This is a genomic window from Pseudomonas rubra (genome assembly GCF_028656935.1).
GTDB lineage: Bacteria > Pseudomonadota > Gammaproteobacteria > Pseudomonadales > Pseudomonadaceae > Aquipseudomonas > Aquipseudomonas rubra.
Map to the genome: position 1 here is coordinate 85,423 of NZ_JAMDGZ010000044.1, position 18,689 is coordinate 104,111.

The window sequence follows — 18,689 nt, forward strand, 5'->3', positions numbered from 1 at the left end:
AGCACCATAGTCATTGAGCAGGTGCCCCATGAGCGATCAGCAGGATCTACCCGAACATCCCGAGGACCACGCCGAAGTCGAGCATCTCGAAGCCGCCGAACACAGCGGCCAGAACCTTGCCTTGCCTGGCCAACAGCTGCCGGACAAGGTCTATATCATCCCGATTCACAACCGCCCGTTCTTCCCCGCGCAAGTCTTGCCGGTGATCGTCAATGAAGAGCCCTGGGCCGAAACCCTGGACCTGGTCGCCAAGACCCCGCACCACTCCCTGGCCCTGTTCTTCATGGACACGCCGCCCGAAGACCACCGTCATTTCGACACCTCGGCCCTGCCGCTGTATGGCACCCTGGTCAAGGTTCACCACGCCAGCCGCGAAAACGGCAAGTTGCAGTTCGTCGCCCAGGGCCTGACCCGGGTCCGCATCCGCTCCTGGCTCAAGCACCATCGCCCGCCCTACCTGGTCGAGGTCGAATACCCGCATCAAACCAGCGAGCCGACCGACGAGGTCAAGGCCTACGGTATGGCCCTGATCAATGCAATCAAGGAACTGCTGCCACTCAACCCGCTGTACAGCGAAGAGCTGAAGAACTACCTCAACCGCTTCAGCCCCAACGACCCGTCGCCCTTGACCGACTTCGCCGCCGCGCTGACCTCGGCCACCGGCAACCAGTTGCAGGAAGTGCTCGACTGCGTACCGATGCTCAAGCGCATGGAGAAGGTCCTGCCGATGCTGCGCAAGGAAGTCGAAGTCGCGCACCTGCAGAACGAGATCTCCGCCGAAGTGAACCGGCAGATCGGCGAGCACCAGCGCGAGTTCTTCCTTAAGGAACAGCTCAAGGTCATCCAGCAGGAGCTGGGCCTGACCAAGGACGATCGCAGCGCCGACCTCGAACAGTTCGAGCAGCGCCTGCAGGGCAAGACCCTGCCCGCCGCGGCGCGCAAGCGCATCGACGAGGAGACAGCCAAGCTGTCGATCCTCGAGACTGGCTCACCGGAGTACGCTGTTACCCGCAACTACCTGGACTGGGCCACCAACCTGCCCTGGGGCGTCTACGGCAAGGACAAGCTCGACCTCAAGCACGCGCGCAAGGTGCTCGACCAGCACCACGCAGGCCTTGATGACATCAAGGAACGCATTCTCGAATTTCTCGCCGTAGGTGCCTACAAAGGCGAGATCAGCGGCTCTATCGTGCTGCTGGTGGGCCCGCCAGGCGTTGGCAAGACCAGTATCGGCAAGTCCATCGCCGAATCCCTGGGCCGACCGTTCTACCGCTTTAGTGTCGGCGGCATGCGCGACGAGGCCGAGATCAAGGGCCACCGCCGCACCTACATCGGCGCCCAGCCGGGCAAGCTGGTGCAGGCACTCAAAGACGTCGAGGTGATGAACCCGGTGATCATGCTCGACGAGATCGACAAGATGGGCCAGAGCTACCAGGGCGATCCGGCCTCGGCGCTGCTGGAAACCCTCGACCCGGAGCAGAACGTCGACTTCCTCGACCATTATCTGGACTTGCGCCTGGACCTGTCCAAGGTGCTGTTCGTGTGCACTGCCAACACCCTCGACTCGATCCCCGGGCCGTTGCTTGACCGTATGGAAGTGATTCGCCTGTCCGGCTACATCACCGAAGAAAAACTGGCCATCGCCAAGCGCCATCTATGGCCCAAGCAGCTGCAAAAAGCCGGGGTGGCCAAGGCCAGCCTGAGCATCAGCGACAGCGCCCTGCGCATGGTGATCGAGGGCTATGCCCGCGAAGCCGGTGTGCGTCAGCTGGAAAAGCAGTTGGGCAAACTGGTGCGCAAGGCGGTGGTACAACTGCTGGACGATCCCGAGAAAAAGATCAAGATCGGCGCCAAGGACCTCGAAGCCTCACTGGGCATGCCGGTGTTTCGTAGCGAACAGGTGCTTGCTGGCAAGGGCGTGATCACTGGCCTTGCCTGGACCAGCATGGGCGGCGCCACCTTGCCGATCGAGGCAACCCGCATTCATACCCTCAACCGCGGCTTCAAGCTGACCGGTCAGTTGGGTGAGGTGATGAAAGAATCTGCCGAGATCGCCTACAGCTACGTCAGCGCCAACCTCAAGCAATACGGCGGTGACCCGAGCTTCTTCAACGAAGCGTTCATCCACCTGCACGTGCCGGAAGGTGCCACCCCCAAGGACGGCCCCAGCGCCGGGGTGACCATGGCCAGTGCGTTGCTGTCGCTGGCCCGCGACCAGGTGCCGAAAAAAGGCGTGGCCATGACCGGTGAACTGACCCTGACCGGCAGGGTCCTGCCGATTGGCGGGGTGCGCGAGAAGGTCATTGCGGCGCGGCGGCAGAAGATCTTCGAGCTGATTCTGCCTGAGGCCAACCGCGGTGATTTCGAAGAATTGCCGGACTACCTCAAGGAGGGGTTGAGCGTGCACTTTGCCAAGCGCTTCAGCGATGTGGCAAAGGTGTTGTTCACCTGAGGTTTTCGCGAGAATGGACGCGGGCGTTGAAAGCCCGCATCCCCTTGATTGACGGTGGTTGAATCACGTTCTTCGTTGACACTGGGTCAACGTGCGGACCATGTGCTTTGCGCTGTCTTCGATCGTCTTCCACAGCCCCAGGAACCGACCGAAGTAAATCGCGAAGCGTGCCAATTGTTGGCCTGTGGTAATGCGCTGAAGCTGAGTATTCGACGTGTCGATATAGAGGGTTAGGCTTTGCCAAGCGGAATGAACATGAGAAGCAGCGGTCAGGACTTCCCTGAGTAGCTTATCCATTTTCTGCAGCTCTTCTAAGAGCTCTTCGACACGGCTTTTCAACCTCGCAACCACCCCCATGAAGCCCATTGTGGTTTGGAGTGTTGGGTGCAGGTACTGGCCAATTTCTTTAGTCTTCCTCACGACCGCAGGCAGTAGCTGCAGCCTCGCCTCATCGCGAAACCGAGTGCCCTGGATACGTACAGACTCCACCTGCTGCGCGTAAGCCCGCAGTTGCGCCTTGAGTGCGCTCATCTGGTTTGGCAAGGACAATACAATTTTCTGGTCAGCCGCGCTGAGTGGGAGCAACTCCCCCCCTTGCAAGGCATCCCAGGCTTCACGTCGTTTACCCAGTGCCTTGGTTTGCGCACACACCTCTAGAATGACGGTCCCTGAATGATTGATGCTGCCGGCAGCCGTTACCAATGCGCTTGCCAGTTGCAGGTTTGTTCCGAACAACACCTCCCAGCCTGAGGCGTGCCTTTTCACCTGACTAAAGAATGTCAGCATGCTGTTGTTATTAAGTTCAGGGTTCGATGCAAATATAGAATTATCGACCGGTATCTTTCTGAAGTCCGCTGCCGCTGCACTTGCTCCGGTCCACCGAGCGATGCCTGTGGGCGAGCTCGGCAGGCCCCTCGCATAGGCTACATAGGCATTGAGGTTTCGAACGTGTGCCGGCGACAAGCTCAGTGCACCGGTGTCCAGTCCTGACGCCATTGCACTCAGCAACGCCGCGGGGAGAGTTGAAGCTTGTACTTGCCAGCCTTTATCCATCACTTCATGTGTATTCATTCACGCATCACTCCTGCACATCCCGTTCCTGCGTCTGCCCCTTCCCTCGACAAAGGAGCAAATCGCAATGATCAAGCGCAACGGTGGTTAAAAGGCCTGGCGAAACTTCAGAACAACATCTTGCAGATAGCTAACCAGTTGTTTCAGCAGCCGGTTTAGCAACTGTGCCTTTGCGTAACTGTTCAAGTTCATCCGACGCATCTGATTAGCCAGCGTCTCCAGTTGCACACGGATTTGCTGTTTTTCAGCCAGCCACCCCTGACGCTTTGGATACAGTGCTGAATACTCCGACAGCGACTGCAGGTTGGCCTGTACCTGTTTCGCCCGTTGTTCCTTTTCACGTTGCTCAGCGATCAATTCGTTGGCTTCTGCGCGTAGCGCCCGGCGCTGGTCTTGAAGTCGCGAGTAACGCATTCCTTGCTGAACACCATCCATCAGTTTGGCCAGTGCTGCCAATGCCTGCTCGACTGCTGCGGCAGCGCCGGCCGTGGTGGAGCCTTGGGCGACCAGTCCCTGGAGTTGCTCGACCGTTGGCAATTTGCCCTCAAACAGTTTTTCAATTCCATTGGCTTCAAACACACTGATCGCATTTTCCAGCTCGGCAAGGTTTTCGCGTTTTGCGCTGAGCGTAACGGCAAGCGCTTGCAAGCTGATGGCCAGCCGCTCGTGGGTTTCCAGGTAACGTGCCTGGTCGCGGGCCACATCATAAACCGGCAAGCTGCCAATGGATTTCGACGCGGTCATCACCCCAGAGACCACGGCATCAAGTGCTGTAGCTATCTTGTTTTTTGAGGTCTGTAATTCCTCAAGGTAGAACTCCTGTTCTTCCGGGTCTTCCTGGCTCTCTCGAAGCTCGTCAAGCAGCGCATCAAGCTGATGTGATTTAATGGTTACCGCAAGCACCTCCGCATTTTTAGCCAAACTGTCAACGTACTTTTGAAACCCCTTGTAGTGCCGCTCAATTGATTCATGCAATAACGGTAGAAACGCGAACGTACGCTGCGCCCAGAGCGCTGCATAGGCAGACACCGGGGCCAGAAGCACATCCATATCAGGGGCTTTAAGTTCAACATTCAAATTCAAAGCAACGACATTATCATTCATGAGGGTATATCCTTATTTAGCGGCTGCAGCGTCATCAAAGACACGATTCATATGCTGGGCAAATTTTTCTATGTCTTTCCATTGACCTATAAAGCGTTTGAAAAATATCGAAAACTTGAACAACGCCTGATTGGTTTCAATACGCTGCAGGTGTTCAATCGATGTATCGATGTAAACGCCAATCAACTGCCAGGCCGATTGCAGGTGGGAAGAGGCTGTCACCACATCCCTGAGTCGAGTATCCAGCTGTCCCATTTGAGTGCCGAGCTCTTCCACCAGCCCCTCCAACCGAACGGACTCCTTGATTTTCTGGCTAAGCGCTGCGCGCTGGCCCTGCAGCTTGTTACGCTCCTTGCGTACTTTCGCCGCCTTGCTGCCATAAATACCGCCGGTTATAGCCGCGCCCAGCGGCCCAGCAGCCAGGCCACTGAGCGCTGCTTTGACATACTGGTCATACTCGGCTTCAAGTCGCTTGATTTCATTGTCCAGCTCTGCCAGATCTTCTCGCAGTTGCTGTACTGCCCCGCTCGCCTTTTGGCGCTTGAGTGCCTGACTTTTTACTGCGACCAAAGGGATCAGTTGCTCACGCGCCGTATCACGAAACTGCTCCGTTTCCTCGCGAACTGCGTTCACACGCCGGGCGAAAAGGTCCACGTCCTCACGCAGTACTTCCATATAGTCAACCAGGTCGAGCACCCTGCGCCTGTCATCCGCACCCAACCTGAGCGCTTTTTCGAACTTGAGGGTTTCCCAGGCATCCCTATGCCTGCCCAGAGCGCGGCTGTTTTCGAGAATCTCCAATATCTCGTCGCCGGTGGTGTTGATGCCATTGGCGCTGGCAGCCAACTCGAAGCCGAGTTTCTTGCTATTGTCGGCAAGTACCGTCCAACAGCGCCCGTGTTTCTGCAACTGCTTGTGCATCGCCTCCATCTTGCTCGGCATCAGATCCGGCTCTTGGATGGTGGAGTAACCCAACCAGCGAATCACGGCATCCTTGGCAACGGGAAGCTGGAAGGTATAGTTGGCATACTGGTTAAGGGTGACAATGTGTTCTCGCGTCAGCGTCAACCCACCCTCTGCGGGGCCATCGCGCTCGGCCATTGCCTGAATGAGATTTCCGGGCAGAAGCTCGGCCTCTTTCTGCAGGGTGTCCAAGTCTAGCGGTGTACTGTTCATTACTATGTCCCTGTTGATAAGCCGATCCGGCGGGGACCTTCAAACTAATACCCTGGCGGACTGCTCAGCAGAGGGTCAGGGTTCCTGCTAGCCATTTACGACCCTATTGACTGGATTAACGATGAACATCAATTGCACGCTGTTGGTCCTTGGTCTGTCACTCCTGACAGCCTGTTCACAAACGCCAGGCAGACACGAAGACATGATGTTGGAAAAGGCCAGCCAGTGCCCGGCGCATATGCAGACGGGCCAGACGCTCACCCTGACCCTGCCCAGCAACCCGAGCACCGGCTACCGTTGGCTGGTGCAGAACCCGGCCACGGGCATCCTGCGCAGCCTCGGGCCTGAGGTCTACAGCCATCCGGAAGACGCCGGCGTGGTCGGCAGCGCCGGGCGCTCGGTGTGGCGTTTCCAGGCCCAGGCCACAGGCGAAGGCCATCTGCTGCTGGTCTACCAGCAACCCTGGGCCCCGGAAGTGCGCCCGGTGCAGACCTTCGACTGCGCAATCACGGTGAAGTAGGCGGCGCTGGTCAGTGGGCCATGCATCCTGTCGCCAGTTTGGCTAAAATGCCCGCCCTTTACCGTCCAACGCCTGGATTGCAACCGTGAGCAAAGAACCCGACCGCCTATTCGCCCAGCCCCTTGGCCAAGTGCCCGACTTCGCCTTCAACGAAGACGTGGTGCGGGTGTTCCCGGATATGATCAAGCGGTCGGTCCCCGGTTACCCAACCATCGTCGAGAACCTCGGCGTGCTCGCCGCCCAGTTCGCCCAGCCCAACAGTGCCCTGTACGACCTGGGCAGCTCGCTGGGCGCTGTGACCCAGGCCCTGCGCCGGCATGTGCGCAGCGAGGGCTGCCAGGTCATTGCGGTGGACAATTCAGCGGCCATGGTCGAACGCTGCCGCCAGTACCTCAACGCCCAGGACTCGATGTTCCAGGAGTTGCTGCCAGTCGAGGTGATCGAAGGCGATATTCTCGCCCTGAAGTTCCAGCCGGCCTCGGTGGTGGCAATGAACTTCACGCTACAGTTCATTGCCCCCCAGCAGCGCCTGGAACTGCTCGCGCGCATCCGCCAGGCGTTGCTGCCAGGCGGCGCGCTGATCCTCTCGGAGAAGCTGCGCTTTGATGACGCCGAAGAACACGCCTTGCTCACCGACTTGCATGTGGCGTTCAAGCGCGCCAATGGCTACAGCGAACTGGAAATCGCCCAGAAGCGCAGCGCCATCGAAAACGTCATGAAGCCCGACAGCCTCGAAGAACACCGTGAACGCCTGCTGGCGGCCGGTTTCTCCAAGGTCGTGCCCTGGTTCCAATGCCTTAATTTCACCTCGTTGATTGCCCTGCCATGATTGATCTGTCACCCCTGGTCCGCCGCTTGGCGGGCACTCCCCTGGCGCAATGGGCCCAGGGCCTGCAAGCGCAACTCGATGCCAAGATGGAAAAGGGTCACGGCGACCTGGAACGCTGGCAAGCCGCGCTGGATGCCCTGCCAGCGCTGCTGCCGACGCGCATTGACCTGGAAAACGGCCTCAGTCTGAACTGCGACTGCGATGACGACACCCGCGCGCGCATGCGCCAGGCGCTGATGGGCCTGTCACCGTGGCGCAAGGGGCCGTTCGACCTGTTCGGCGTGCACGTCGACACCGAATGGCGCTCGGACTGGAAATGGTCGCGGGTTGCCCCACACCTGGACCTCAAGGGCAAACGGGTGCTGGATGTCGGCTGTGGCAACGGCTACTACCAGTGGCGCATGCTCGGGGCCGGGGCCGACAGCGTCATCGGTGTCGACCCCAACTGGCTGTTCTTCTGCCAGTTCCAGGCCGTGCAGCGCTACCTGCCAGAGTTACCCGCCTGGCACCTGCCCTTCGCCCTGGAAGACCTGCCAGCCAACCTCGAAGGTTTCGACACGGTGTTCTCCATGGGCGTGTTCTATCACCGCCGCTCGCCCATCGAGCACTTGCTGGCGCTCAAGGACTGCCTGGTCAAGGGTGGCGAGCTGGTGCTGGAAACCCTGGTGATCGAAGGTGATGAAAACCAGGTGCTGGTGCCTGAAGATCGCTACGCACAAATGCGCAATGTCTGGTTCCTGCCTTCGGTACCTGCGCTGGAGCGCTGGTTGCGCCGTGCCGGTTTCAGCCAGGTGCGCTGCGTTGATGTCAGCACCACCAGCGTTGAAGAGCAGCGCAGCACCGAGTGGATGCGCTACCAGTCGCTCAGCGACTTCCTCGACCCCAATGACCATAGCCGCACCCTCGAAGGTCTACCGGCGCCGCGTCGCGCGGTACTGGTGGCGCGCAAATAAAACAGGCGCCCATTAGGGCGCCGAAGATTCACCTTTTCCAAAGGAGCGGGGGAGCTTCTAAGGTGAATGGAGCTACTCCTTGGCGACCTGGCGGGTCGCCGTCTCAGGTTTTTCCGAATCGGACTTGGCCACTGCCTGGTCCTTCTTGCCGTGAATCTGTTCCTGGCTCAGGCGGAAGTTTTCCCAGAACTGCTTCGAGCGCTCCGCTCCGCCTTCGGCCAGAGCCGCACTGCTGCCCAGGGCCAATACAGCCATCAGCACATATTTGTTCAGGCTCATGTTGCTCACCTCGTGATTGAATTTCAGGACAGTTCAATCTTACGTAAGGCAAGCTAACGCCAAGGTGAGCCGGACATTACAGTGCTGCAAGATTTGCCCTACAACAGGCTCAGGGGATACTCGACAATCAAACGCACCTCATCCAAGTCCGATTCAAAGGCCGTGGCCCGGGTCGTGGCCTGACGCACGCGCAGCGACAAATCCTTGAAGTTGCCGGACTGCACCACGTACTTCGCCTCGATATCGCGCTCCCAGCGCTTCTGATCGGTCAGCGGATTGCCGCCAGCATCGCGGCGCATGTACACGCCATTGGCATCGGAGTAATCGATGCCGCTGCCGCGCCCGTAGCGGGTCATGAATGACAACCCGGGCACGCCATAGGCAGTCATGTCGAGGTCATAACGGAGCATCCACGAGCGCTCCTTGGGCGAGTTGAAATCGCTGTACTGGATTGAGTTGTCGAGGTAGATCGAGTCGGACTGGCGCAGGTAATCGAAGTCGTTGTCGCCTTGGTTGCGCTGGTGCGACAGGGCCAGGGTGTGGGCGCCGTAGCTGACGCCGACACGGGCGCTCCAGATGTCGTTGTCGAATTTGCCGAGCAACTGCTGGCCTTCATTCTTGGCCTTGTAATAGTTGAAGCTGGTGAAGCCGGTCAGATCTTCAGTGATGGGGTACTTGTAGCTGACGCCCGCGTAGTACTGATCCCAGGCATCTTTCAGACGGCTGCTGTAAAGGCTCAGGCTGAGATTGTCGCTGACCTGGTAGTCGCCGCCAAAATAGCCCAGCCAGGGCGAATCGACGGGGCCGCCGTAAAAGGTCACGAAGCCATCGCGGTTGTTGCTCGACAGCGGCTGGCTCATGGCATGCAAGCGACCGCCCTGCACTTTCAGTCCAGCCAGGGTGGTGTTCTCAAGGGTCCAGCCGGTGAAGCTTTCCGGCAACAGCCGCGAGTCGCCGAAATGCACCACCGGGGTGGTCGGGAACACGTCGCCCACTTTCAGCTCGGTATCGAACAGACGCGCCTTGAGCGCGCCGCCCAGCTTGCTGAAGTTGCTGGCGGTATTGCCGTTACGGTCCACCGGCAACATGTCGAACGAACTGCGCCCGCCGCTGCGGCCATCACCGCTGTCGAGCTTGAGGGCGAGCATGGCGTGGGCGTCCAGGCCAAAACCCACGGTGCCCTCGGTATAGCCTGACTCGAAACGGGCAATAAAGGCCTGGGCCCAGGCTTCGGCGTAACCCGCCTTGCCAGTGGGTGACTCGCCCCCCTTGCGGTAGTCGCGGTTGAAATAGAAGTTACGGCTAAGCACCGTCAGGCTGCTGTCTTCGACAAAGCCCCCACCCTCGGGCTGGCTGACGGCATTGGCGGTAGCGCAACCGGCAAGAGCCAATGCGCCGGTAAAACAGGCTGTGGTTTTATTCCCCATCTTCAACTCCTGATTATTGGCAGTAACAAGCAAGGCGGCCGCAGAAGCGGCCGCCATGGTTATCCTGACAAGGGCTGAATAACCCGAAGATGAGCGGTGAATTACAGTTTCGTCACCTCAGGTACGACCTCCTCTTCGTCCTTGCGGTGCGCCCAGTAATACAAGGCAGGCAGTACCAGCAGGGTTAGTGCCGTGGACGACAGGATGCCGCCGATCACCACGGTGGCCAGCGGTCGCTGCACCTCGGCACCAGTGCCGGTGGCCAGGGCCATGGGGATAAAGCCCAACGACGCCACCAGGGCGGTCATCAGCACCGGCCGCAGGCGCGTCAATGCACCTTCGTCAACGGACAACTGCAAGGAGCGCCCCTGCTCACGCAGGCTACGGATAAAGGCAATCATCACCAGGCCGTTGAGCACCGCGACACCGGAGAGCGCAATGAATCCCACGCCCGCCGAAATCGACAGCGGAATATCGCGCAGCCAGAGGGCAACCACGCCACCGGTCAGGGCGAAGGGAATACCGGTGAACACCAGCAGGCCATCCTTGAGGTTGTTGAACATCATGAACAACAGGCCAAACACCAGCAGCAAGGCCACCGGCACCACCACCTTCAAGCGCTGGGCCGCCGACTGCAACTGCTCGAACTGCCCCCCCCAACGGATCCAGTAGCCGGCCGGGATGCTGACCTGGCTGTCGATGCGCTGGCCTGCTTCTTCAACAAAGGAGCCGATATCGCGCCCGCGCACATTGGCGCTGACCACCACCAGGCGCTTGCCGTCTTCGCGACTGACCTGGTTGGGCCCCTGGACCAGTTCCAGGCTGGCCACATCGGCCAGGGTAATGAAACCGATCTGGCCATTGCCCGCCGCGCTGGCGGGTACCGGCACCAGGAGCTGGGACAGCCCGTCGATATCGGTGCGCAGGTCATCGGACAGGCGCACGACCATGTCGAAACGCCGGTCGCCCTGGTACAAGGTACCCGCCTGGCGCCCGCCCACAGCCACCGCGATGGTGTCCTGTACATCGCCGACATTCAGGCCATAGCGCGCGGCCTTGTCACGATCGACCTCAATGGTGAGCACCGGCAGCCCGGACGTCTGTTCAACCTTGACCTCCGAAGCGCCAGGCACAGCCTGCAAGGTGCTGGCAATCTTCGCCGCCGTGCTGTTGAGCACCGCCATGTCATCACCGAACACCTTCACCGCAACGTCACTGCGCACCCCGGAGATCAGCTCGTTGAAACGTAGCTGGATCGGTTGCGACAGCTCGTAGTTGCTACCCGGCACCCGTGCACTGGCGCGCTGGATATCAGCAATCAGCTGCTCGCGGCTCTTGCCCGGATCTGGCCACTGATCCTGGGGTTTGAGCATGACGTAGCTGTCAGAGATGTTCGGCGGCATCGGGTCCGAGGCGATTTCGGCAGTGCCGGTACGACCAAATACCCGTTCGACTTCCGGCACCTGGCTCAGCACACTCTGCTCCAGGCGCTGCTGCATCTGCACCGACTGGCTCAGGCTGGTGCCAGGTACGCGCAAGGCCTGCAAGGCGAAATCGCCCTCGCTCAGGCTCGGCACGAACTCGCTGCCCATGCGGCTGGCCAGCACGCCCGAGAGCAACACGGTGATCGCGGCGAGGGCAAAGGCCAGCGGCCGATGACCCATGACCCACTTGAGCAACGGTGCATAGCCGCGCTTGGCGCTGCGCATCAACAGGTTTTCGTCTTCCTTGACCTTGCCGGTGACGAACAGGGCGATAGCTGCCGGCACGAAGGTCACCGACAGCAACATGGCGCCCAGCAAGGCGATGACCACGGTGAAGGCCATCGGGTGGAACATCTTGCCCTCGACCCCGCTCAGGGCAAAGATCGGCAGGTACACCACCATGATGATCAACTGACCGAAAATCAGCGGCCGACGGGCTTCGCGGGCAGCATTGAAGACTTCGTGCAGGCGCTCGGAGCGAGTCAGCAGGCGGCCATGATGCTGTTGGGCATGGGCCAGGCGACGAATCGCGTTCTCGACAATCACCACCGCACCATCGACGATGATGCCGAAATCCAGCGCCCCCAGGCTCATCAGGTTGGCACTGACCTTGTTGCTGAACATGCCGGTGAAGGTAAACAGCATCGACAACGGAATGACCATGGCGGTGATCAGCGCCGCACGGATATTGCCCAGGAACAGGAACAGAATGACGATGACCAGGATTGCGCCTTCGATCAGGTTCTTCTTCACCGTGGCGATGGCCTTGTCGACCAGGTTGGTGCGGTCGTAGACGGTGACCGCACTCACTCCTTCAGGCAGCGATCGGTTAATCTCCAGCAGTTTCTGCGCCACCGCCTGGGACACCGTGCGGCTGTTCTCGCCGATCAGCATGAACACCGTGCCCAGCACCACTTCGCGGCCGTTCTCGGTCGCCGCGCCGCTGCGCAACTCACGGCCAATACCGACCTCGGCAACGTTGCGCACGCGGATCGGCGTACCGTCGACGTTGGCCAGGACGATATTGGCAATGTCATCGATGCCGGCCAGTTGCCCCGGGGCGCGAATCAGCAGTTGCTCGCCGCGGCGCTCGATGTACCCCGCACCGACGTTGGCGTTGTTGCGCTCAAGGGCGGTGAGCAGGTCGCTCAGGGTCAGCTTGTAGGACGCCAGCCGTTTCGGGTCCGGGGCAATCTGGTATTCCTTGGCGAAACCGCCGATGGTGTTGATCTCCGCCACCCCACGCACGTTGCGCAGTTGCGGCTTAATGATCCAGTCCTGGATCTCGCGCAGGTCGGTCGGCGTATACGGGCTGCCGTCGGCCTTGCGCGCATCGTCGGCGGCCTCGACGGTCCACAGGAAGATCTCGCCAAGGCCGGTGGAGATCGGCCCCATGGCCGCTTCAACACCCTCTGGCAACTGCTCGCGCGCCTGTTGCAGGCGCTCGTTGACCAGTTGCCGGGCGAAGAACAGGTCGGTGCCTTCTTCGAAAATCACCGTCACCTGCGACAGCCCTGAACGCGACAGCGAACGGGTCTGTTCCAGCCCCGGCAAGCCGGCCATGGCCGTTTCAATGGCGAAGGTAATGCGTTGCTCGGTTTCCAGCGGCGAAAAGCCCGCGGCCTGGGTGTTGATCTGCACCTGGACGTTGGTGATGTCTGGCACGGCATCGATCGGCAGCTTCTGATAGCTGGCAACTCCCAGCCCGGCCATCAGCAGCACCGCCAGCAGCACCATCAGGCGCTGCTCGATGGCAAATTGTATGAGGCGTTCGAACATGTGAGCTTCCCGGTCAGTGGGCGTGTTCGGCGCTGGCCTTGCCCAGCTCCGACTTGAGGATGAAGCTGCCCTGCGCCGCCACTTGCTGGCCGGCCTGCAAGCCCTTGCGGATTTCGACAAAGCCGTTGGCGCTGGCCCCAGGCTCAACCGCCTGGGCGATGAAACCCTGGGCGGTACGCACAAACACCGTGGGCTTTTCTTCCAGGGTCTGCAGGGCCTGGTCCGGCACACTCAGGGCGGCGGCATACTGCTCGGTGGGTACTTGCACCGCAACGAACAGCCCAGGACGCCAGGCACCTTGCGGGTTGTCCAGGGTCACACGCACCGCAGCGGTACGGGTCTGCTCACCGAGCAAGCTGCCGACATGAGTGACCGTGCCGCTGACCTGCTGACCCAGTTCGCTGGCGACAATGCTCACGGGCATGCCGGCACGCAACTTGGGCAGGTCACGTGGGGCCACGCCAAAGGTCGCCCAGACCCGCGACAGGTCCGAAAGCGTGAAGGCAGCGCTGGTTTCATTGACCACCTCGCCCGGCACCAGGTGCTTCTCGACGATCTGCCCGGCAAAGGGGGCACGCAACTCATAACGGTTGCCGCCGGCCAGGACCACGCTGCCGCTCAAGGCGCTGATTTTCTGCCGGGCGTTGGCCTGGGCAATTTCAGCCTCCTGCAGGGCCTGGCGGGCTTGCTGGTAATCCTGCTCGGCGGAAATGCCCTCCTGCCATAGCGCTTTCTCGCGCTGGTAGGTGTTGCGCGCCAGTTCCAGGCGGCGCTGGCTGGCGGCCAGTTCACTGCGCTGCTCGGAGATCTGCGGACTGGCGATCACCGCCAGCAGATCGCCGGCCTTGACCTGCTGGCCCAGCACCACAGCAACCGATTCGACCACCCCGGCAGCCCGTGGTACCAGGTGCGCGGTACGGTCTTCGTCGAAACGGATCTCGCCGGGCAGCGACAGGCTGCGTTGCAGCTGACGCGGGCCGACGGCGGCCAGTTCGATACCGGCCAGGTCAATCTGCTCCTGGCTGAGGGTCAGCGCGCCCTCGTCCTCGTGACTTTCTTCGGTTTTTTGCGCTTCGCCATGTTCTTCTTCCTCATGATCGCCCTCGTTATGGCCGTGGGCGGACGCAGGGGCGGCAACCGGCCCGCTCTGGCGCGCCAGCAGCACGCCCAGGCCCAGGCCGATCAGCAGGGCCACGACCAGCAGCGTGGTGGACTTCTTGTTCATGCAGGTTCCTCAGCAAAGTGTCGGGTGAAGGTCGCGTTCAGCGACTGGCGAGGCTCAGGTCGCCAAAAATCCGTTCCAGGCGTACCCGTGCTTCGCTGCTCTGGGCCTGGGCCTGCAGGTATTGCAGGCGCGCCGCCACCAGGGTGCGCTGGGCATCAAGCACATCGAGGAAAGCGAACTTGCCGCGTTCGAAGCCGCGGGTGGCGGCATCCAGCGCCTGCTGCGCAGAGGGCAGGATCGAGCGGTCGAAGGTCTGCACTTCCTGGGCCGCAGTGCTCCACTGGGTCAGGGCCTGGACCACTTCACTGCGCAGGCGCAGCTCGGCGCCATTGCGCTGGTCGCGGGCCTGGTCGGCGCGCCGGGCGGCGGCAAGGACATTGCCCTGGTTGCGGTCGAACAACGGAATGGGCACCGACAGCCCGACCACATTGATGCGCTCACGGTCAGTTTCGCTGTACTGGCTGCCGACACTGACAGTCAGGTCGGGAATGCGCTGGGTGCGGGCCAGGCCCAGGGCCGCTTCGCGCTGATCGATCTGCAGGCGGGCCAGGCGCAGATCGGCAGTCTGCTCCAGACGATCGAGCAACAGCGTGCGGCTCGGAATGTTGCTATTGGGTTCCAAGCCACCCTCTACCCGGGCGAACTGCACTAGCGGTGCTCCGGTCACGGCCGCCAGTTGCTGGTAGGCAATGGTCAGTGTTTGCTCGGCACGACTTTGCTCCAGGCGCACCTCGGACAACTGCACCTGGGCGCGCGTCGCCTCGACCGGCGAAGCACTGCCGGCCTTGACCCGGCCTTGCACCACTTGCAGTGCTCGCTCGCCCAGGCGCACGGACTGCTCGGCCAGTTGCAGGCCTTCCTGGGCTTGAGCCGCAGCCTGGAACGCACCGATCACTTCGGCGCGCAGCACATTGCCCTGACGCTCCAGTTCCAACGCCGCAAGCTGGCCATCGCGATCGGCAACGTCCAGGCGCGCACCGCGTTTGCCACCTAACTCGAACAACTGGCTGACGCCAACGGTAGTGGTCTGCGACCGCTTGCGGGTGTCTTCCACTTCCCAGCTCAACACCGGGTTGGGCAGCACGCCGGCCTGGCGCCGTTCGCCGTCGGCAATGTCGATGCCCCAACGCGCTGCGGCAAGCTCAGGGTTGTTGTCGCGAGCCGCCTGCAGCGCCGACTCAAGGGTCAATACGCGCGCTTGCGCCAGGGCCAGCGACGGCAAGGCAAGTAACAACAGCGCCAGCAATATCCGACCAGGGCCTATGCCTGGCCGATCCAGGGTGCAAAACATGGCGAACTCCTGCGCCGTGATCGGAGCCCGCACTCTAGTAATCGGGGTTTATCGCCAAGATGACTCAAATGTTACAAATCTGTTATCCAGGCAAACCCTGGACGCAGATGGCTTAGTATCCGCCGCGCAACGCCTTTCAGCGCTTGACCTTGTAGCTGCTACAGGGTTGAGAATCAGCGCCTTTCAACGCCAACGAGCCATCCCATGCGTCTACTGATTGTCGAGGACGAACTGCGCACCGCCGAATACCTGCAGCAGGGTCTGCGTGAAAACGGCTACATCGTCGATTGCGCCCACACCGGCGCCGACGGCCTGCACCTGGCGCGCCAGCAGGCCTATGACCTGGTCATACTCGACGTCAACTTGCCCGAGCTTGATGGTTGGACCGTACTACAGCGCCTGCGCGCCGAGTCCAGCACGCGCATCATGATGCTCACCGCCCACGGCCGGCTGGCCGACCGGGTCAAGGGCCTGGACCTTGGGGCCGACGATTACCTGCTCAAGCCCTTTGAATTTCCCGAACTGCTGGCGCGCATCCGCAGCCTGCTGCGGCGCAACGACCAGGCCCTGCAACCGAACACCCTCAAGGTCGCCGACCTGGAACTGGACCCCAGCCGTCACCGCGCCTACCGCAGCGGCCAGCGCATCGACCTGACCGCCAAGGAGTTCGCCCTGCTGCACCTGCTGATGCGCCAGAGCGGTGAGGTGCTGTCGCGCACACAGATCATCTCGCTGGTCTGGGACATGAACTTCGACTGTGACACCAACGTCGTGGAAGTGTCGATCCGTCGCCTGCGGGCCAAGATCGACGACCCCTTCGATGCCAAGCTGATCCACACCTTACGCGGCGTCGGCTACGTACTCGAGGCCCGCGAATGAAGCCTGCGCGCCTGTCGCTACGCCTGGGCCTGAGCGTCAGCCTGATGGGCGCAGCGCTGGTACTGCTGCTCGCCTGCCTGGCGGTTGTTGCCCTGGACCACGAGCTGGACAGCCGTGCACGCAAGCACCTGGCCAACAAAATGACGCAGATCGAGCACAGCCTGACCATCGACCTCAACGCTGCCGACCTGCGTGCGCCGATGCATCCGCTGCTGGATGTGGTCATGGGCCATGACAACCTGAGCCTGAGCGTTATCGCCCTGACTGGCCGCCACTCAGCCTTGTTGACCCTGGGCCCGGCCCTGGAAGCCAACGCCTTGCTACAGATTGAAAGCGGCCCGCAGCTGGCTTTCAGCCCCTGGCGCGATCAGGCCGGCGAGCATCTGCTCACCGCCTCGCGGCTGATGCGCCTGCAGGACGGCACCCTGGTGCGGGTACTGTTGACGGTCAATCGCGCCGACGACCATGCCCTGCTCCAGGCCTACCTAGGCTCGACCCTGTGGGCCTTGCCGCTGCTGCTGGTGCTGATTGGCCTGGGCGCCTGGAAGCTGGTTCAGCGCGGGCTGCTGCCGTTGCGACGCTTTCGCCGCATCGCCGAACAGGTGTCGGCGCAAACCCTTAGCCACCGCCTGCCGGAAGCCGGCCTGCCACAAGAGCTAGGCGACCTGGCGGGGACGATCAACATCATGCTCGATCGCCTGGACGACGGCGTTCAACGCCTGTCGCAATTCTCCGATGACCTGGCCCATGAACTGCGCACCCCCATTGGCAACCTGATGGGCAAGGCCCAGGTCACTCTCAGCCGCGAGCGCAGCAACGACGAGTACCGCGAAGCGCTGGAAAACAGCATCGAGGAACTGACCCGGTTGAACCGCATCATCAACGACATGCTGTTCCTCGCCCAGGTCAGCCAGCCGCAGGCGCAGGTGCCGCTCAAGCCGGTGGTGCTGGCTGACGAGGTGCAGCGGGTATGCGAATTGTTCGAATATAACGCCGAGCAAAAGGGCATTGCCCTGCACGTTCAAGGCTGGGGCACAGTGATGGCCGAGCGCTTGATGGTGCAGCGAGCGCTGTCCAACCTGCTCAGCAATGCCATCCGCCATGGCGATGAAGGACAGCCGATAGATATTGGCATTGAGCGCCGGGACGGATCGGTGTGGGTGTCGGTGGCCAATCGCGGGCCAGGCATTGCCCAGGCGCATTTGCCGCATCTGTTCGAACGCTTTTACCGGGTGGGCTCGGGGCGCTCGCGCCTGGAAGGCGGGACGGGCCTGGGGCTGGCGATTGTGCACTCGATCATGCAGGTGCATTGCGGGCGGGTTGAGGTGCAAAGTGAACTGCAGGGCGTGACGCGGTTTAGCCTGGTGTTTGCCGATCGGGTTGGCTGATCGGGCCTTATCGCGGGGCAAGCCCGCTCCCACCGGTGGGAGCGGGCTTGCCCCGCGATGCTTTTACTTGCTGCTGGCCGCCAGAATCAATGCCTTCATCTCGGCCACCGCCGACTTAAAGCCAACGAACAAAGCATGGGCCACCAGCGCATGGCCAATGTTCAGTTCATTGATACCCTTGAGCGCTGCCACCGCCTCGACGTTATGGTAATGCAGACCATGACCGGCATTGACGATCAGGCCCTGGCCCAGGCCAAAGGCGACGCCGTCAGCCACGCGCTTGAGCTCTTCGGCCACTTCGCTCGGGGTCTGGGCATCGGCATAACGGCCGGTGTGCAACTCGATGGCCGGGGCACCGACGCGGCGCGAGGCTTCGATCTGGCGCTCGTCGGCATCGATGAACAGCGAAACTTCCGAGCCCAGCCGCGACAGGCGTTCGACCGCAGCCTTGATCCGCGCTTCCTGGCCGGCGACATCCAGGCCGCCTTCGGTAGTCAGCTCCTGGCGCGTCTCAGGTACCAGGCAGATATGCGCCGGACGAATGCGCTCAGCAAAAACCATCATTTCTTCGGTGACGCCCATCTCGAAGTTCATGCGCGTCTGCAGCACGTCCTTGAGCAGCAGCACGTCACGCTCCTGGATATGCCGGCGGTCTTCGCGCAGGTGCACGGTAATGCCATCGGCACCGGCCTCTTCGGCGTCCAGCGCGGCCTTGACCGGGTCCGGGTAGCGGGTGCCACGCGCCTGGCGCAGGGTCGCCACGTGGTCGATGTTCACGCCGAGCAGCATGCGGTTGCTTTGAGTCACGAAGAGGCTCTCCTGAAAGTTGAGG

15 protein-coding genes are annotated in these 18,689 nt (G+C 61.4%); 6 read left to right on the top strand and 9 right to left on the bottom strand.

The genetic code is table 11. From position 1 onward, the window contains the following. Positions 1 to 28 precede the first annotated feature (28 nt). The gene (gene lon, locus M5G17_RS19440) at positions 29 to 2,452 is read left to right on the top strand and encodes an endopeptidase La (protein WP_273894524.1); all 2,424 of its coding nucleotides are present in this window, start codon (positions 29 to 31) and stop codon (positions 2,450 to 2,452) included. A gap of 63 nt (positions 2,453 to 2,515) precedes the next feature. Here the strand turns inward: lon and M5G17_RS19445 are convergent, their stop codons facing one another. The 3 genes from M5G17_RS19445 to M5G17_RS19455 all read right to left on the bottom strand — a co-directional run bounded on the left by M5G17_RS19445 (position 2,516) and on the right by M5G17_RS19455 (position 5,803). Continuing rightward, positions 2,516 to 3,523: a hypothetical protein gene (locus M5G17_RS19445; protein ID WP_273894525.1), complete on the bottom strand. Its 1,008-nt coding sequence runs from the start codon at positions 3,521 to 3,523 to the stop codon at positions 2,516 to 2,518. Positions 3,524 to 3,610: 87 nt separating this feature from the next. Next, positions 3,611 to 4,627 (bottom strand): alpha-xenorhabdolysin family binary toxin subunit B, encoded by a 1,017-nt coding sequence (locus tag M5G17_RS19450; protein ID WP_273894526.1) that lies wholly within the window; start codon positions 4,625 to 4,627, stop codon positions 3,611 to 3,613. Between the two features lie 12 nt (positions 4,628 to 4,639). Further along, entirely contained in the window at positions 4,640 to 5,803 is a 1,164-nt protein-coding gene (locus M5G17_RS19455) for an alpha-xenorhabdolysin family binary toxin subunit A (protein WP_273894527.1), read from the bottom strand. Between the two features lie 121 nt (positions 5,804 to 5,924). Between M5G17_RS19455 and M5G17_RS19460 the strand changes: the two genes are divergently transcribed. The 3 genes from M5G17_RS19460 to cmoB all read left to right on the top strand — a co-directional run bounded on the left by M5G17_RS19460 (position 5,925) and on the right by cmoB (position 8,105). Further along, on the top strand, positions 5,925 to 6,323 hold the full coding sequence (locus M5G17_RS19460) for a protease inhibitor I42 family protein (protein ID WP_273894528.1): 399 nt from the start codon (positions 5,925 to 5,927) through the stop codon (positions 6,321 to 6,323). 85 nt (positions 6,324 to 6,408) lie between these two features. Next, on the top strand, positions 6,409 to 7,152 hold the full coding sequence (gene cmoA / locus M5G17_RS19465) for a carboxy-S-adenosyl-L-methionine synthase CmoA (protein WP_273894529.1): 744 nt from the start codon (positions 6,409 to 6,411) through the stop codon (positions 7,150 to 7,152). Then, positions 7,149 to 8,105 carry a tRNA 5-methoxyuridine(34)/uridine 5-oxyacetic acid(34) synthase CmoB gene (cmoB, locus tag M5G17_RS19470; protein WP_273894530.1) on the top strand — a complete coding sequence of 319 codons (957 nt, stop codon included), beginning with the start codon at positions 7,149 to 7,151 and terminating at the stop codon, positions 8,103 to 8,105. The genes cmoA and cmoB overlap by 4 nt, the downstream gene beginning before the upstream one ends. 72 nt (positions 8,106 to 8,177) lie before the next feature. On the opposite strand, the gene M5G17_RS19475 is transcribed toward cmoB, so the two are convergent. The 5 genes from M5G17_RS19475 to M5G17_RS19495 form a co-directional block, all read right to left on the bottom strand. After that, positions 8,178 to 8,384 (bottom strand): hypothetical protein, encoded by a 207-nt coding sequence (locus M5G17_RS19475; protein WP_273894531.1) that lies wholly within the window; start codon positions 8,382 to 8,384, stop codon positions 8,178 to 8,180. A 98-nt stretch (positions 8,385 to 8,482) separates the two neighbouring features. Continuing rightward, positions 8,483 to 9,811, bottom strand: coding sequence for an OprD family porin (locus tag M5G17_RS19480; protein WP_273894532.1), 1,329 nt, complete (start codon positions 9,809 to 9,811; stop codon positions 8,483 to 8,485). A gap of 101 nt (positions 9,812 to 9,912) precedes the next feature. Next, complete coding sequence (locus tag M5G17_RS19485; protein WP_273894533.1) at positions 9,913 to 13,074, bottom strand: CusA/CzcA family heavy metal efflux RND transporter; 3,162 nt, start codon at positions 13,072 to 13,074, stop codon at positions 9,913 to 9,915. 13 nt (positions 13,075 to 13,087) lie between these two features. Further along, positions 13,088 to 14,299, bottom strand: a complete 1,212-nt coding sequence (locus M5G17_RS19490) for an efflux RND transporter periplasmic adaptor subunit (RefSeq protein ID WP_273894534.1) — start codon at positions 14,297 to 14,299, stop codon at positions 13,088 to 13,090. A 37-nt stretch (positions 14,300 to 14,336) separates the two neighbouring features. Continuing rightward, the gene (locus tag M5G17_RS19495) at positions 14,337 to 15,590 is read right to left on the bottom strand and encodes a TolC family protein (RefSeq protein WP_273894535.1); all 1,254 of its coding nucleotides are present in this window, start codon (positions 15,588 to 15,590) and stop codon (positions 14,337 to 14,339) included. A gap of 204 nt (positions 15,591 to 15,794) precedes the next feature. Here M5G17_RS19495 and M5G17_RS19500 point away from each other — a divergent pair, with 204 nt between their 5' ends. Both M5G17_RS19500 and M5G17_RS19505 read left to right on the top strand, forming a co-directional pair. Beyond that, a complete protein-coding gene (locus M5G17_RS19500) occupies positions 15,795 to 16,469 on the top strand; it encodes a heavy metal response regulator transcription factor (protein WP_273894536.1) in 675 nt (224 codons plus the stop codon). Then, positions 16,466 to 17,857, top strand: coding sequence for a heavy metal sensor histidine kinase (locus tag M5G17_RS19505; RefSeq protein WP_273894537.1), 1,392 nt, complete (start codon positions 16,466 to 16,468; stop codon positions 17,855 to 17,857). The genes M5G17_RS19500 and M5G17_RS19505 overlap by 4 nt, the downstream gene beginning before the upstream one ends. Before the next feature lie 63 nt (positions 17,858 to 17,920). On the opposite strand, the gene pdxJ is transcribed toward M5G17_RS19505, so the two are convergent. After that, positions 17,921 to 18,646 (bottom strand): pyridoxine 5'-phosphate synthase, encoded by a 726-nt coding sequence (pdxJ, locus tag M5G17_RS19510; RefSeq protein WP_420793334.1) that lies wholly within the window; start codon positions 18,644 to 18,646, stop codon positions 17,921 to 17,923. Positions 18,647 to 18,689 lie beyond the last annotated feature (43 nt).